The following is a 16475-nucleotide window of genomic DNA, read 5'->3' as shown; positions in this document are numbered from 1 at the left end:
TCTTTTTCGGACATGTTGTCCGACTTCCAGCACCATAAAGGCTATAAGATTTCATGCGACTTGATAAGTTTATCGCTCAGCAACTCGGCGTAAGCCGCGCTATTGCCGGGCGTGAAATTCGCGCCAGCCGCGTTACCGTGGATGGCGATATTGTGAAAGAGAGCGCTTTCAAACTCCAGCCAGAACATGAGGTGGAGTACGACGGCAACACGCTGACCCAGCAGAATGGCCCGCGCTATTTCATGCTCAACAAGCCGGAAGGGTACGTGTGCTCGACGGATGACCCGGATCACCCGACGGTGCTCTATTTCCTGGATGAACCTGTCGCGCACAAGCTGCATGCGGCGGGGCGTCTGGATATTGATACCACCGGTCTGGTGCTGATGACCGACGACGGCCAGTGGTCGCACCGCATTACGTCTCCGCGTCATCACTGCGAAAAAACCTATCTGGTTACGCTCGAATCACCGGTGTCTGACGATACCGCCGAGCAGTTTACCAAAGGCGTGCAGCTGCATAATGAAAAAGATCTGACCAAACCCGCGCAGCTGGACGTGATCACCCCGACCGAAGTGCGTCTGACCATCAGCGAAGGCCGTTACCATCAGGTGAAGCGTATGTTCGCCGCGGTCGGCAACCGTGTGGTTGGGCTGCACCGCGAACGTATTGGTGAAATCGCCCTCGATCCCGAGCTTGAACCCGGTGAATACCGCCCGTTGACGGAAGAAGAGATTGCCAGCGTTGGCATGACTTCCCGCTAATTTCAGGAGCACACTGTGACCACCAGGCCACACTCGTCAATTAGCATCGTATTTATTCTTGGCCTGCTGGCCATGCTGATGCCGCTGTCGATCGATATGTACCTGCCCGCACTGCCGGTGATTTCCGCGCAGTTTGGCGTTCCGGCAGGCAGCGCGCAAATGACGCTCAGTACCTATATCCTCGGTTTCGCCGTCGGTCAGTTATTGTACGGCCCGATGGCAGACAGCATTGGCCGTAAGCCGGTGATCCTCGGGGGAACGCTGGTGTTTGCTGGGGCGGCGGTGGCCTGTGCGCTGGCGCAGACCATCGATCATCTGATAATCATGCGATTCTTCCACGGCCTGGCGGCTGCGGCGGCGAGCGTGGTGATTAACGCCCTGATGCGCGATATCTATCCGAAAGAAGAGTTCTCGCGCATGATGTCCTTCGTCATGCTGGTCACTACCATCGCGCCACTACTGGCGCCGATGATCGGTGGCGCGGTGCTGGTGTGGTTTAGCTGGCACGCCATCTTCTGGATCCTGGCGATCGCAGCGCTGCTGGCGTCGGCGATGATCTTCTTCTTTATCGACGAAACCTTGCCGGTGGAACGTCGGCAGAAGTTTCATATTCGCACCACCATCGGCAACTTCGCCTCACTGTTTCGCCATAAACGTGTGCTGAGCTATATGCTGGCGAGCGGTTTCAGCTTTGCGGGGATGTTCTCATTCCTGAGCGCCGGGCCGTTTGTTTACATCGAGATCAACCACGTTTCGCCGCAGCATTTTGGCTACTACTTCGCCCTGAACATCGTGTTCCTGTTTGTGATGACCATCATTAACAGCCGCTTTGTTCGCCGGGCAGGGGCGCTGAATATGTTCCGCGCCGGGCTGTGGATCCAGTTTGTGATGGCTGTCTGGATGGTGCTCAGCGCCTTCTTTGGCGTCGGTTTCTGGGCGCTGGTTGTCGGCGTGGCGGCGTTTGTCGGCTGCGTGTCAATGGTGTCATCCAATGCGATGGCCGTTATCCTTGATGAGTTTCCGCATATGGCGGGGACGGCCTCATCGCTGGCGGGAACCTTCCGCTTCGGGATTGGTGCGATTGTCGGGGCGCTGCTCTCCATGGCGACCTTTAACACCGCCTGGCCGATGATTTGGTCAATCGCTTTTTGCGCGACCTGCTCCATTCTCTTCTATCTCTACGCCAGTCGGCCGCGAAAAACGGCAAGCTGATAACAGAAAAGGGGCCAATGCGGCCCCTTTTTTTGATACGCGTCAACCAAACCTGCGTTTGTTTACCCCTTGTTTGTTTCTTTTATGTAAAATCTATTTATGTAAAAAGTCACATCGTTGTAGTTAAAAAGGTTGAGTTAGATCGCAGAAACGGGTACATATACCGCCAAAGCGAGCCTGTAACTCACTAAATAATGCCCTGAAAAATGAGACGCTAAAGCCCGTAACATACGGCTGTGAACGGTTTTTCAGGAAAATAACGGCAGGTTAGCAACGATGTGTTACTATAAATGTAAATAAATTGTGAAGGCTTTTTTGGCTTCCGGGGAAAGAACGTGAATACATTACAACTCTCCATAGTCCATCGCTTGCCCCAGAGCTATCGCTGGTCGGCGGGTTTTGCAGGTTCGAAAGTTGAACCGATTCCGCAAAGTGGAAAAGAGGGCGATAACTGTCTGGTGGCGCTGAAATTGCTCAGCCCGGACGATGAAAACGCATGGCCGGTGATGGAGCGTTTGAGCCAGGCACTGACCGATATCGAAGTCGTCAGCTCCGTGCTGGAGTGTGAAGGCGAACCCTGCCTGTTTGTGAACAGCCAGGATGAATTTGCGGCGACCTGCCGCCTGAAAAACTTTGGCGTCGCGATCGCCGAGCCGTTCTCCGGCCAGCATCCTTTCTGAGCGTCAGCGCAGCGCTAACAGCTGACGCGTGTAGTCATGCGTCGGCGCGGCAAACACGCGCTGACAATCCCCTTGCTCGACCACCTCTCCCTGTCGCAGCACTATCACCTGATGGCATAACGCCCGCACCACCTGCAGATCGTGGCTGATAAAAATATAGGCCAGGCGATGCTTTTCCTGGAGTCCCTTCAATAGCGCCAGAATCTGCGCCTGCACGGTGCGGTCCAGGGACGATGTCGGCTCATCCAGAATGATCAGTTCCGGTTTCAGGATCAGGGCTCTTGAGATGGCGATGCGCTGGCGTTGACCACCGGAAAAAGCCGCCGGGTAGCGATAGCGCGTTTCCGGATCCAGCCCCACCTCCTGCATCACCCGAATCACTTCCTCTTCCCGCTGGCGGGCGCTCAGCGCAGGCTGATGAACGCGCAACCCCTCCTCGATGATTTGCAGTACGTTCAGCCGCGGATTGAGAGACGAGTTCGGGTCCTGAAACACCACCTGCATCCGTGGGCGAACGGGCAGCATCTGGCGACGGTTCCAGCTGTGAAGCGGTTTGCCATCGAACAGAATCGTCCCCTGAGAATTGATCAGGCGTAACAGCGCCAGACCGGTGGTGCTTTTTCCCGAACCCGATTCCCCCACCAGCCCCAGCGTTTCGCCTGGGCGCAGAGAAAAGCTGACGTTCTTCAGCACCGTATTCTCCGCCACCACGCGGCGGAAAATGCCTTTACGCACCGGGAACGCGACGGCCAGGTTTTCGACGTTCAGCAGCGGTTTGCTGCCCGCGGTCAGCGGGACGGGATCGCCCGACGGCTCGCTGTCGAGCAAACGCTGGGTGTAAGGGTGCTGCGGCGCGTGGAACAGGGCGGTCGCCGTGTTCTGCTCCACACAGCGACCGTTTTGCATCACCGCCACGTTATCCGCGAGTTTCTTCACGATGCTGAGGTTATGAGTGATAAACAGCAGGCTCATATTCAGCTCTTCGCGCAGCTCGCGCAAAAGCTGCAGGATTTGCGCCTGCACGGTGACATCCAGCGCAGTCGTCGGCTCATCGGCAATCAGCAGCTCCGGGCGCGTCAGCAGCGCCATCGCAATCATCACGCGCTGGCGCTCACCGCCCGACAGCTGATGGGGGAAATCGGTCAGGCGTCTGGCGGCGTTGCGGATCCCGGTACGCTCAAGGCAGTCCAGAATCTCGCCGCGTGCGGCCTCTTTGCGCATTCCCCGGTGCAGGGATAGCACCTCGTAGAGCTGTTTTTCCAGAGTATGCAGCGGATTGAGGGAGACCATCGGCTCCTGGAAAATCATCGCGATTTTGTTTCCGCGCACGCCGCGAAGAGTGTGTTCATCGGCGTGAAGCAGTGACTGGCCGTGAAACAGAATATCGCCCTGCGGATAGACCACCGGCGGAGAGGGGAGCAGGCGCAGAACAGACAGCGCCGAGACGCTTTTGCCAGAGCCGGATTCGCCCACCAGCGCCAGCGTCTCTCCTGCCTGGATTTGCAGGGATAAATCGCTCACCACTTCGCGCGTTTCACCTTGCTGAGTGAACGCGATGGAGAGATTTTCGATGCTAAGCAGAGGCTGCGTCATCTTATACCGCCTTATTAGGATCAAAGGCATCGCGGACCGCTTCGCCAATAAAAATCAGTAACGAGAGCAGTATGGCCACCGACAGAAACGCCGTAATGCCAAGCCAGGGCGCCTGGAGATTGTTTTTCCCCTGCAGCAACAGCTCGCCCAGTGACGGTGAGCCAAGCGGCAAGCCGAAACCGAGAAAATCAAGAGAGGTGAGGGTGGTGATCGAACTGCACAGAATAAAGGGCAGGAAGGTCAGGGTCGCGACCACCGCGTTGGGCAGCATGTGGCGGAAAATGATGCTGCGATCGCTCACCCCCAGCGCCTGCGCCGCACGAATGTAATCAAAGTTACGGGTGCGCAAAAACTCGGCGCGCACCACGCCCACCAGCGCCATCCAGCCAAACAGCACAGTGATACCGAGCAGCCACCAGAAGTTGGGCTGTAACACGCTCGAGAGCAAAATAATCAAAAACAGCGTCGGCATGCCCGACCAGACCTCGATAAAACGCTGGCCCCAGAGATCGATTTTACCGCCGTAATAACCCTGTACCGCGCCCGCGACAACTCCTATTACGCTCGAAAACAGCGTCAGCATCAGGCCGAAGAGAATAGATATCCGCGTGCCGTAAAGGATGCGTGCCAGCACATCGCCGCCGTTGGCATCCGTCCCCAGCCAGTTTTGCGCGGAGGGCGCAGAAGGGAAGGGAGTAGAGGTGGAGAAGTTGATACTGTTCGCGCCAAAGCGAATGGGCGCCCACAACACCCAGCCGTGGTTGTCGAGCTGATCGCGCAGCCACGGGTCCTGATAGTCAGCCGGTGTGGCAAAGGGCCCGCCAAAATCACTTTCGCTGTAGTTGGTGAGTACCGGCGTGTACCAGCGATCGTTGAAATGCACCAGCAGCGGTTTGTCGTTGGCAATCAGCTCTGAACAGAGGCTCAGGATAAACAGGATGGCGAAGATCCACAGCGACCAGTAGCCGCGACGATTGTGGCGAAAACGTGCCCAGCGGGCCTGGTTGACGGGGCTTAAATGCGGCATCAGCGGCCCTCAAAATCAATACGAGGATCGACCAGCGTATAGCTGATATCGCTGACAATATTCAGCAGCAGGCCAATCAGGGTGAAAATGTAGAGTGTGCCAAACATCACGGGATAGTCGCGCGACACGGTGGCTTCGTAGCCGAGCAGGCCGAGGCCATTGAGGGAGAACATCACCTCAATCAGCAGCGAGCCGGTGAAAAACATGCTGATAAAAGTGGCCGGGAAGCCGGCGATGACCAGCAGCATGGCGTTGCGGAACACATGTTTCCACATGATCTGTTTTTCGCTCACCCCTTTAGCCCGCGCGGTGACCACGTATTGTTTGCGGATCTCATCCAGAAAGGCGTTTTTGGTCAGCATCGTCAGGGCGGCAAATCCGCCAATCACCGTCGCCAGCACCGGCAGGGTGATATGCCAGAGATAATCGGTTATTTTCTGATACCAGGGCAGCGAGCTGAAATCAGCTGACACAAGTCCACGCAGGGGGAAGAGGTCGAAATAGCTGCCGCCGGCGAAAAAGACAATCAACAGCACGGCGAACAGAAATGCCGGGATCGCGTACCCGATAATGATGAAGGTGCTGCTCCAGATATCGAAACGGCTGCCGTTGTGCACCGCTTTGCGGATCCCAAGCGGAATCGACACCAGGTAGATAATCAGCGTCCCCCACAATCCGAGGGTGATCGACACCGGCAGGCTGTCTTTAATAAGCTGGATCACCGAGGCGCTGCGGAACAGGCTGTCGCCGAAATCGAAGCGGATATAGTCCCAGAGCATTTTGAAATAGCGCTCGTGAATGGGTTTGTCGAAACCGTAGCGGTGAGTGATCTCTGCGATCACCTCAGGATCTAATCCGCGCCCCCCGCGATAATGGCTTTCACTGATATTTCCGGTGCCGGTTTGTGCGTGGCTGGCGCGCAGGCCTTCGCCTCCGCCGCCCGGTAAGCCGCTGCTGTTGCCAAACTCAATGGCGGCAATGGCCTGATCGACCGGGCCGCCCGGCGCAATCTGCACAATGAAAAAGTTAATGGTGATAATCGCCCACAGGGTGGGGATTATCAGCAGTAAACGGCGAATCAGGTAAGCACCCATATGTATTCCTTAACGCCGTTCAGCGGGCAGTTTGGCGGCTTTATTGACGTCATACCACCAGTTATCTAGCCCCAGAGAATAGATCGGGCGAATGGATGGCTGAGAGAATTTGTCCCAGTAGGCCAGTCGATCTTCCCCCATAAACCACATCGGCAGCATGTAGTAGTTCCAGGTCAGGACGCGATCGAGCGCGCGGCCCAGAGGGACCAGCTTCGACTTATCGCCCTGCGCGGCAATGATTTGGTTTATCAGGTTGTCGATGACCGGGCTTTTAACGCCCGGTGCGTTGTAGGTCGAGTTGATGTATTCCGACGCCCACGAGATGCGCAGATTGGTGTTTGGCCACGGCTGTGCCTGCCAGACGCGCGGCATCATGTCGTAATCGCGGTTGCGCATTCGGTTGGTGATTTGCGCGTTATCGACCTGACGAATCTCCACGGTGACGCCCAAACGCTCCAGATTGTGCTGGAACGGCAATACCCACTGATTATTACCGGCGGAGGAGAGCAGCAGCTCAAAGCTGAGGGGTTTACCGGTCTGGGTATTCACCCGTTTCTGATTTTTAAGCACCCAGCCCGCATCGTCGAGCAGTTTGCTGGCTTTCAGCAAGTTGTCACGGTCGTAGCCATCCCCTTTTGAGGTTGGTGGCTCAAAGATGCTGGTGAAAACTTCCGGCGGCACTTCAGCTTTCAGCGGCGCAAGCAAGGTCAGCTCGGCGGCATCGGGATACTGGCGGGCTGCGTATTCCGTATTCTGGAAATAGCTGTTGGTGCGGCTGTAAGCCCCGTAAAACAGCGCCTTGTTCATCCATTCAAAGTCAAACGCCAGCGTGATTGCCTGACGCACGCGCCGGTCGGCAAAGACCGGACGCTGAATATTGAATGCCAGCCAGCGCGTGTCCTGCGCGGATTCATTTTTTTGCTCGTCTTTGACGATGAAATGGTTAGAAAAATTCTTGCCTATATAGCGCGTCGCCCAGTTTTTCGGGCTGACTTCTGCACGCAGGTCAAACGCCCCGGCCTTGAAGGCTTCGAAGGCGACATTATCGTCCAGATAGTAGTCGTAGCGAATCGTATCGAAATTCCAGCGCCCCCGGTTGACCGGCAAATTAGCCGCCCAGTAGTCTTTGACGCGGGAATAGACCAGATATTGCCCCATCTTCCAGTGGGTGATGCGGTAAGGGCCACCCGCCAGCGGAGGCGTGGCGATCGGGTCGCTCAGCTTATGATTTTTCCAGAACGATTCAGGCATTACCGGGAGTGAGAAAAGACTCAGCATGCTCTCTTTACCCGGCTCTGCCAGCTCGATGCGCACGGTCAGCGGGGCGATGGCTTTTACGGTCGCCCCCTTGAATACCAGGCGGAACTGCGGCACCCCTTCGGTCATAAACTTATGGAAGGTGAAGGCCACATCGCTGGCTTTTACCGGGGAACCGTCGTGAAAACGGGCGCGCGGGTTGAGGGTGACTTCCGCCCAGGAAAAATCATCCGCGTAGCGCGCGGAATCGGCGATCAGCGGGTAGTAACTGCCTGGCTCATCATCTGAAGTGACAAACAGCGTGTCATACAGGGCATCGGTGCGTTCGGCGGCGACACCGCGCAGGGCGAAACGGTTAAAGTTATCAAACGTCCCGAGGGCGGAGAGGGTGAGGGTTCCGCCTTTAGGAGCCGCAGGATTGACGTAATCGAAGTGGGTAAAGTTCGCTTCATACTTCGGCTCGCCGAGCACGGCGAACGCGTAGCTCTCTTTAATACTCTGCGCCTGGCACGTCACGCTGAATAACGCCATTAACAGCAAAACAAAGCGCATAGTCATTGGCAGCGTATCCCTCTTTTATTCTGGCTCACCCATAGTGAGGCGTCTGATGTAGCTGAATCATAAGTGACGAAACGGTCATTGTGAAATTATTCACTGTCCTTGACGAAATCGGGCTGCCATTTCAGGAATTGTGCCAGCGGCATTGGGCGGCTGATCCAGTAGCCCTGAAGGTAGTTTACCCCATGCTGGCGCAGCCAGGCGGCCTGCTCCGGCGTTTCGACACCTTCAGCAACGGTGACCATGTTCAGCCGTCGGGCGAGCGTCAGCACGGCATCCAGCACCGGAGACGTGACCGTTTCCGTACCAATAGCGTTCACAAAACCGCGATCGATTTTCAGGTAATCCATCGTGAACCGCTCCAGATAAATCAGCGCACTGTGGCCAGTACCAAAATCATCTATCGCGATTTCAAAGCCTTCATGATGCAACCATTCGAATAACGGGGCCGCTTCGAGCTGATTAATCATGTCGCGTTCGGTAATTTCCAGAACCACCTGGAAGTGGTCTGGCGGCAGCGACGCCGCGAAGTTGCGCATGTCATCTTTAAAACTGTCCGAATGCAGATGGCCCGGTGCGATGTTAATGCCCAGCTTGGCGCCCGGCGGCAGCACGGTTTGCAGCAGCGCCGCGTCGCGGATGATCAGATCGAAAAGGTGCAGCGTCAGCGGGACAATCAGCCTTTGCGCTTCAGCGAAATTGATAAAGGCATCCGGCGGTATTTCACCCATCGTCGGGTGTTTCCAGCGCATCAGCACTTCGCAGCCCTGCATCTTCAGCTCTTTTGTATCAACAACCGGCTGATACACCACATAGAACTGACCGTGCTTGATAGCTGAAAGGATCTCTTTCCCGGGATGCAAACGGATGGTGAGAATATAAAAAGAGAGGGTTCCCGCCGCAATACCGCATATCAGGCCGAAGAGCAGGGCGAACAGAATTTCATAGGGCGTCCACTTTTGCGCATACACCTTGATGGTGAGCGGAACCGTTTTCAGCATAGCGGTGCGGATAGCGGTTTCATGCATATCCTGAACGTTCAGCAGATGGTTCGAGAAGGTGGATAACGCCTTATTGCCAATCATCACCGCAATACCGGCAAACTCATCCTGACGTGAGGTATAGAGCAAATAGGGCGTTAAATTGATGTTGATTGACGTAAATACCCCGTCGCCTTTGACCAGCGGGTTCTGATACCAGATGGCGATAGCGGGTTTGTCTGGCAGCATTGGCGTGCCGGGCAGCAGGGCCATATCAACGGATTTGGTGGTATCCAGATCGGGTATCAGCTCCTTCATCGGGACACGCATTGGCCCGGTGGCGGAAGAACAAAATGCGATGTTATCGCGGACCAGTAAAAATGCGCGCACGTTAACGCTAAAGGCGGCGCGGGACGTTAGCTCCGCACTCACATCCTGGCAACTGCTCAGCGTGAAGGGTTGGAGGGTATCAATCGAGGTTTTCAGCTCAGAGAAATAGCTCTCCATGTAGACCCGAAGGTCAACGATCAGGGTATCGAATTTCGCTTCCCGCTTATGATAGCTCAGAAAAAACTGCAACATTCCGCAGAGAAGGGCAACGATAATGCCCGCGAGGATGCTGCCTGTCAGAACTTTGCGGCTGGTGGAAAAGAAACGAGTGAGCATAAACGTCATTGTTCCTGGATCGTCGTGATTCCGGCAGGACGACTAATCTTACTTATTTACAAGACTATAGCCTGGTTTTTTGCAACCAGTCATCTGTGAAGGCAGAGCGCACGGGGTTAAACGGGCAAAAAAAAACACTGCCGAAGCAGTGCTTATTTTTTATTGTGTTGCCAGCCAAGGGATAACCAACAACACAACAGATTAACTGCGACTCAGTACACGGCGCGCTTCGTTGTAGCGCTTCTTCCAGTAGGGCTCATTCATGCTTGAAATCGTGACACCGCTGCTGGTGGAGGCATGAACAAACTGGTCGTTGCCGATGTAGATACCCACGTGTCGGCCCGTAGAACCTGCACGGAACAGAACCAAATCACCGGTACGCAATTTTGTACGCGAGATGGATTTACCCATTTCCTGCTGTTCGTAAGTCGAACGAGGCAGATCTAAGCCAAACTGCTCGCGGAATGTACGCTGTACAAAACCGGAACAATCGATACCTTTTTTGGTGCTGCCGCCAAGACGATAGCGCACACCTTTCCAGTCAGCATACTGGTCCATAATGCGGGACTTCACGTCCAGATTACGTACCATATTCTCAAATTCATCCTGAGAGGCTTGCAGTGACGAGGCATCTTCCATGCCCACAACACGCGTCTCAGGATGCATATTCTTCGCGGTGTTTGTCGAACTACATGCAGACAGCAGTACCGCAACTGCTATTGCCGGGATTCCCCGCAAGATATATCTCAAAATCGGTTGAGATTTGACCATTTTGATTATTTTCCCTTGAAGTCCTTAACGATAAATATCGTTATAAAAATGCCAAACGTGACGAGACTAAATACCTGCGCACAATGAGACAATTCTTTATGGTCAAATCTGTGCTCTAACGCACAAACTTATTCACCCTGAGAATAATTATCTCTGTGAGGCAAAACGAGTTCGAGATTACCCGATCGCCTTAGTCAATGCGAGCAAAAATATCCGATTTTTTATAAGAAATTGTGATAGAGAAAGTGATTAACCGGGATTGCTTAAAATAGCGGCAGTTTAGGTTAAAACTCACGCAACGCATTCATTTAGCTGATGAATGATATTACGAGAAGATGACAAAATAGGGCGGCGGTGGCGGGAAAAACATCAGGGATCGAAAATGATCCCTGATGGATGATGTTAATTTAGGTTGGTTATTTGTTTTCTGTTTGTTGCATTTTGCCCGGAAGATAGCGATCAAATAGCGCAATCAGACGGTCGCTGAGTGGTGTCATTAAGACCCACGGTACACCAATCAGCACAGCAGAAAGTGAACCCACGACAATATCCGTTAGCCAGTGAGCGCCGATCATTACGCGCGGGAAGGCAAAAACCACAACAATAATCAGGGCAACCGCAAAGGCTTTTTTGCCAAAATAGCGCAGCATGAAAGAGGCAAAAATAAGCAGCATCATTCCGTGATCGCCCGGGAAACTGTCTTTCGATGCGTCTTTGGTCGAGATATTCAGTAATTCACTCACCCGATGAATATTTGGGAAGAAGAGTGAAGGGCTGGAGCGCTTGACCGGCATCAGACCTTGCGCCAGCTGGTTAATCACCACGGCGGTGAGCAGCATCACCAGGCCAATCAGGATGATTCGGCGGCGTCCTGTCGTATCTTCTTTCAGCCAGAATGAGAGCATTAAGCAGCCCATAGCCAGCAGAGAACAGCCATCGAAGGCGCGATTGTTGGTGATTGCCACCAGCCACAGGATCACCTTGCTCTTCACCAGCTGTTCATTGAAGAAGTGGAAAATACCGGAATCCACCGGGAACCAGAAACCATGGTTCACTGGTAAATACCAGGATAAGAAGAGCGCCAGACCGGCGGCGTTAAGCAGTAATATCAGGGGGATTTTTTTAATCATCGTCATATGCATAGCAGTTAAGTCCCGGCAACGTTAGTGGCTCGAACTTAAACGAAGCTTCAACAAGCTGGCCTGAAGTGCGTTCCAGTCCGTATTAACCGCACTAATTAACTCTATTCGGCTGTCGGGCGGGGCGACATTTTGCGTTTCAATGAAAAAATCGGCACCCTGACGGTTAATGCGCACCAGCCCGTCCGGTGTGCGCATCACGCCTTTCACGCGATCCACCGGCGCGAGGCGTGCCCATTCCAGAATGCCTATGGTGTCAAAGCAGGTATCGGCATCAAAAATCCAGCCACAGGCCTGATAACCCTGCCCGCTGTTGAGGCTGCGACGCCAGCGCTGATGTTCAGGCAGGCTCAGGGCTGCCAGCCCTTTTTGCGCCACATGCGCGTGTGAGTGCGCGGCACTGGCAGGCAGTTCGGTCAAATTCCGACGTGGCAGGTCGAGCAGGGCATTATCAATTTTCCCCTGGGTGGCCAGCACGAACTGGCGATCGTGACCAAAATTCTGCCACCAGAAGTCAAAGGCATCACGGCTCTCCTGTGATGCGCGATCCTCTTTATTCGCCACAATGACATCGGCGGCAGCCAGCTGGTCACGGAAGTTTTCATTGCGTACCACTTTCTCGTCCAGTAGCTGGCGTGGGTCGAGGATACACAGCGTTGCACGCAGATCGATCCAGGGCTCATACACCGGAGCGGTAAGCAGATCGAGAATTTGTTTGGGATGGCCTAAACCGGTCGGCTCAATGATTAAGCGGTCCGGTTTGCCCTGACGCAGCAGGGTGTTGAGACCGACCTGCATCGGCAAGCCGTTGACGCAGCACATGCATCCGCCGGGGATCTCTTTGACCAGCGCGCCCGAGTCAGCCAGCAGCGCGCCGTCAATCCCAATCTCGCCGAATTCGTTAACCAGTATGGCCCATTTCTCCGCGGGATTTTTGTTAGCCAGCAGATGAAGGATTGAGGTGGTTTTACCGCTGCCGAGAAAGCCGGTTACCAGGTTAGTTTTGGTCACGTGAACTCCAGGAGATAATCTTCATGCACGAACAATGAATATTATCCTGGCGAAAAAAGAGAGTATTGGGAAGGGCAGGAGCGAACGGAGTGTCCCCCGTCCGCTTTAAGCGCATGATCGGTTAAATCATCACGGCGTCAATCACAGCCTGGCGCGCCCCGTGCTGAGCAATACGTTGATACGCCTGACGAATGGCCTCGACGAACTGCGGATGCTGGGGCAGATCGGTGCCAAAAATTTCACCCAGCGTCTGCAGGGCGCTGACGCGCTCCTCTTCGCTACTGGTTTCTACGAGTGCACGAATTTTATCGCTGAGAGGATCGCGAATATCAATGGCGTTGCCGTTGTCATCCACACCGCTGACGTAGCGCATCCAGCCCGCGATACCCAGCGCCAGCAGCGGCCAGGCGCTCTCACGTGCTAAATGAACGCGTACGCCCTCAAGCATACGTTGAGGCAATTTCTGGCTGCCATCCATCGCGATCTGCCAGGTGCGATGCTGCAGAGCAGGATTGGCAAAGCGGTCGATCAGGCTGTCGGCATATCCCGTGAGGTCAACGTCAGTAATCCGCAGAGTGGGTGCCTGTTCATCCAGCATCAGGCGGCGCGCGGCTTCTTGGAACGCGTCGTCCTCCATGCACTCATTAATGTGGGCGTAACCGGCAAGATAGCCGAGATACGCCAGGAACGAGTGGCTGCCGTTAAGCATACGCAGCTTCATCTGTTCCCAGGGTAAAACGTCCTGCACCATCTGCACGCCCGCCAGTTCCCACTCCGGACGACCGGCAACGAAGTTATCTTCCACCACCCACTGGATAAACGGCTCGCAGCTGATGGCGCAAGGGTCTTCCACGCCGAGTTCCTGGGTAATCTCGGCGAGAGATGCGTCGGTGGCGGCAGGAACAATGCGGTCAACCATGGTACCGGGGAAACTGACGTGCTCAGCAATCCAGGCGGCAAGCTCTGGCGAGCGTTTCTCCGCCATCCCCAGCACCGCGTTTTTCACGACATGACCGTTGTCGGGAATGTTGTCGCAGGAGAGCACGGTAAAGGGTGCCAGTCCGCGCGCGTGGCGACGGTATAAGGCTTCAACCAGAATCCCCGGCGCCGAGTGCGGCTCAGACGGATTTTCCAGATCGTGAACGATGCGCGCATTTTGCGTATCCAGTCGGCCCGTCGCCGGATCGATGCAATAGCCTTTTTCGGTGATGGTGAGCGACACAATCGCCACCTGCGGCTCGCAGAACTTTTCAATAATGGCTGCCAGCGAATCGAGTTTGGCATTGAGGCACTCATGCACCGCCCCGACGATAATCGGCTGATTACCCTCGGCCCCTTTCTCCAGCACCGTAAACAGATGATCCTGGGCGCGCAGCTGGCTCATCAGCGTATCGCCGCTGAACAGGCTAATTTCACAGATCCCCCAGTCGCCCCCTTTGGCGTTAAGCACGCGGTTTGTTAACAACGCCTGATGCGCGCGATGGAAGGCACCAAAACCGAAATGAACGATGCGGGAGCGCAGCTGCTGACGATCGAACTGCGGCAGTTGCACATGAGAAGGGAGCGCGGTGGAGGCAATTGTCTTCATGAAATACACACCTGATTAACCATTAATTAACAATGGCAGTGTAAAGTTATATGACAGCAAATTGAATTGGTAAGCCGTAAATATCCAGATTCTGTGAGTTCGATCAATCAATGCTGCCGCCTGTATTGACCGTCTGAAACAAACATGTATGGTAGTCGTCATTGCAACAATCATATTGGTATAACAACTTTAGAGGGTGAGGCAATGGAACAAACCTGGCGTTGGTACGGGCCGAATGATCCGGTTTCTCTTGATGATGTGCGTCAGGCTGGCGCAACGGGTGTTGTCACGGCACTGCACCATATTCCGAACGGTCAGGTCTGGCCGCTGGAAGAGATTAAAAAACGCCAGGCTGTGCTGGCGGAAAAAGGGCTGACCTGGTCAGTCGTTGAAAGTATCCCGGTGCACGAAGACATCAAAACCCATTCCGGCGAGTTTGACACCTGGATTGCCAACTATCAGCAAAGCATCCGCAATCTGGCGGCCTGCGGTATTGATACCGTGTGCTACAACTTTATGCCTATTCTGGACTGGACGCGTACCGACCTTGAGTACCAGATGCCAGACGGCTCTAAAGCCCTGCGTTTCGACCAGATTGCTTTTGCCGCTTTTGAGCTGCACATCCTCAAGCGTCCGGGCGCCGACGCGGACTATTCCGCCGAAGAGCAGCAGCAGGCGCTGAAATGGTTTAACGAGGCGACGGAAGCGGATATCGAGAAGCTGACCCGCAATATCATTGCCGGCCTGCCGGGTGCGGAAGAGGGTTACACGCTGGATCAGTTCCGCGCACGTCTGGCGGAATACGGCGACATCGACAAAAATCAGCTGCGCGAAAACATGGCCTACTTCCTGCGCGCGATTGTGCCGGTGGCGGAAGCCTGCGGTTTACGTCTGGCGGTTCATCCGGACGATCCACCGCGCCCAATCCTCGGCCTGCCGCGCATCGTCTCAACCATTGAAGATATGCAATGGCTGAAAGAGACCGTCGACAGCATTAACAATGGTTTCACCATGTGCACCGGTTCTTACGGCGTACGCGCGGATAACGATCTGGTACGCATGATTGAAACCTTCGGCGACCGCATTCACTTCACCCACTTGCGCGCGACCTGTCGCGAAGATAACCCAAAAACCTTCCACGAAGCGGCGCATCTCGGCGGTGACGTGAATATGGTGGCGGTGGTTGATGCGATTCTGGGTGAAGAGCAGCGTCGTAAGAAAGCGGGGGATTTGCGTCCGATTCCGTTCCGTCCAGACCACGGACATCAGATGCTGGACGATCTGCGTAAGAAAACCAACCCAGGTTATTCGGCGATTGGTCGCCTGAAAGGCATGGCGGAAGTGCGCGGCGTGGAGCTGGCGCTGAAGATGACGAAGTACCCTGAACTGTTGTAACTGGCATTAATGCCCGGCAGCGCTACGCTGAACGGGCCTACAAAAAAACCGGCGAATTCGCCGGTTTTTTTATGCGTTTTTTGTGTGAGCCGGATAAGACAAAGCCGCCATCCGGCAAAACAGAATTAGTCAGCACGACCCATATAACGTTTTTCTTCGATATGGATGCGGATCTTCTCGCCGGCAGACAGATATTCCGGAACCTGTACCACCAGACCTGTAGTCAGCGTCGCAGGTTTGTTACGTGCGCTGGCAGAGGCCCCTTTAATGCCCGGCGACGTTTCCACGATTTCGAGATCCACGGTCTGCGGCAGTTCGAGTGCCAGCAGCTGACCATCCCAGGTCAGAACCTGCATATCCGGCATACCGCCTTCAGGAATAAACTGCAGCTCGTCTTCAATCTGGTCTTTAGTGAAGATATACGGCGTGTAGTCTTCTTTATCCATGAACACGTATTCGTTGCCGTCGATGTAGGAGAAATCAACGAAACGGCGGGTCAGGGTCACGGTATCAACGATATCGTCGCCTTTGAAACGCTCTTCGACTTTCAGACCGGTACGCACATCGGCAAAGCGCATTTTGTACAGTGTGGCTGCGCCACGGGCGCTTGGGGACTGAACATCGATATCTTTCACAATCAGCAGTTTGCTGTTGTAGTTCAGTACCATACCTTTCTTAATTTCGTTCGCTCTTGGCATTGCAATAATCCTGTCTACTGGGAGGTAAAAAATATCGCGCCAAAT

Annotated in this window: 14 protein-coding genes; 4 read left to right on the top strand and 10 right to left on the bottom strand. The window is 54.6% G+C overall.

All coding sequences use genetic code 11. The annotated features are described in order from the left end of the window. Positions 1-53 precede the first annotated feature (53 nt). From rsuA to ACB496_RS14575, 3 genes are all read left to right on the top strand, one after another. A complete protein-coding gene (rsuA, locus tag ACB496_RS14585) occupies positions 54-761 on the top strand; it encodes a 16S rRNA pseudouridine(516) synthase RsuA (protein WP_371972925.1) in 708 nt (235 codons plus the stop codon). A 15-nt stretch (positions 762-776) separates the two neighbouring features. Continuing rightward, positions 777-1973 carry a Bcr/CflA family multidrug efflux MFS transporter gene (locus ACB496_RS14580; RefSeq protein WP_100779499.1) on the top strand — a complete coding sequence of 399 codons (1197 nt, stop codon included), beginning with the start codon at positions 777-779 and terminating at the stop codon, positions 1971-1973. Positions 1974-2308: 335 nt separating this feature from the next. Further along, positions 2309-2653 carry a YejG family protein gene (locus tag ACB496_RS14575; RefSeq protein WP_100779500.1) on the top strand — a complete coding sequence of 115 codons (345 nt, stop codon included), beginning with the start codon at positions 2309-2311 and terminating at the stop codon, positions 2651-2653. Positions 2654-2656: 3 nt separating this feature from the next. Here the strand turns inward: ACB496_RS14575 and yejF are convergent, their stop codons facing one another. The 9 genes from yejF to ACB496_RS14530 form a co-directional block, all read right to left on the bottom strand. Then, on the bottom strand, positions 2657-4246 hold the full coding sequence (yejF, locus tag ACB496_RS14570) for a microcin C ABC transporter ATP-binding protein YejF (protein ID WP_371972924.1): 1590 nt from the start codon (positions 4244-4246) through the stop codon (positions 2657-2659). A 1-nt stretch (position 4247) separates the two neighbouring features. Beyond that, positions 4248-5273 (bottom strand): ABC transporter permease, encoded by a 1026-nt coding sequence (locus ACB496_RS14565; protein ID WP_371972923.1) that lies wholly within the window; start codon positions 5271-5273, stop codon positions 4248-4250. Continuing rightward, complete coding sequence (locus ACB496_RS14560; protein WP_100779503.1) at positions 5273-6367, bottom strand: microcin C ABC transporter permease YejB; 1095 nt, start codon at positions 6365-6367, stop codon at positions 5273-5275. The genes ACB496_RS14565 and ACB496_RS14560 overlap by 1 nt, the downstream gene beginning before the upstream one ends. Positions 6368-6376: 9 nt before the next feature. Beyond that, the gene (locus ACB496_RS14555) at positions 6377-8182 is read right to left on the bottom strand and encodes an extracellular solute-binding protein (protein ID WP_371972922.1); all 1806 of its coding nucleotides are present in this window, start codon (positions 8180-8182) and stop codon (positions 6377-6379) included. Positions 8183-8271: 89 nt separating this feature from the next. Then, positions 8272-9828: a cyclic di-GMP phosphodiesterase gene (locus ACB496_RS14550; protein WP_371972921.1), complete on the bottom strand. Its 1557-nt coding sequence runs from the start codon at positions 9826-9828 to the stop codon at positions 8272-8274. Between the two features lie 201 nt (positions 9829-10029). Next, positions 10030-10599, bottom strand: a complete 570-nt coding sequence (gene mepS / locus ACB496_RS14545) for a bifunctional murein DD-endopeptidase/murein LD-carboxypeptidase (RefSeq protein ID WP_100779505.1) — start codon at positions 10597-10599, stop codon at positions 10030-10032. Between the two features lie 416 nt (positions 10600-11015). After that, on the bottom strand, positions 11016-11729 hold the full coding sequence (locus tag ACB496_RS14540; RefSeq protein ID WP_371975238.1) for a phosphatase PAP2 family protein: 714 nt from the start codon (positions 11727-11729) through the stop codon (positions 11016-11018). Between the two features lie 33 nt (positions 11730-11762). Continuing rightward, positions 11763-12749, bottom strand: a complete 987-nt coding sequence (locus tag ACB496_RS14535) for a GTP-binding protein (RefSeq protein WP_312068774.1) — start codon at positions 12747-12749, stop codon at positions 11763-11765. 121 nt (positions 12750-12870) lie between these two features. Further along, a complete protein-coding gene (locus tag ACB496_RS14530; RefSeq protein ID WP_371972920.1) occupies positions 12871-14337 on the bottom strand; it encodes a mannitol dehydrogenase family protein in 1467 nt (488 codons plus the stop codon). Positions 14338-14541: 204 nt separating this feature from the next. Between ACB496_RS14530 and uxuA the strand changes: the two genes are divergently transcribed. After that, positions 14542-15732 (top strand): mannonate dehydratase, encoded by a 1191-nt coding sequence (gene uxuA, locus ACB496_RS14525; RefSeq protein ID WP_107703217.1) that lies wholly within the window; start codon positions 14542-14544, stop codon positions 15730-15732. A gap of 125 nt (positions 15733-15857) precedes the next feature. Here uxuA and yeiP read toward each other — a convergent pair whose 3' ends face one another. Continuing rightward, the gene (yeiP, locus tag ACB496_RS14520) at positions 15858-16430 is read right to left on the bottom strand and encodes an elongation factor P-like protein YeiP (protein WP_095282688.1); all 573 of its coding nucleotides are present in this window, start codon (positions 16428-16430) and stop codon (positions 15858-15860) included. Between the last annotated feature and the right edge of the window lie 45 nt (positions 16431-16475).

Origin of the sequence: Lelliottia nimipressuralis (assembly GCF_041464075.1) — a bacterium.
Taxonomy (GTDB): domain Bacteria; phylum Pseudomonadota; class Gammaproteobacteria; order Enterobacterales; family Enterobacteriaceae; genus Enterobacter; species Enterobacter nimipressuralis.
Note: the sequence above shows the minus strand (reverse complement) of the source record. Positions and strands in the feature narration are given on the sequence as shown.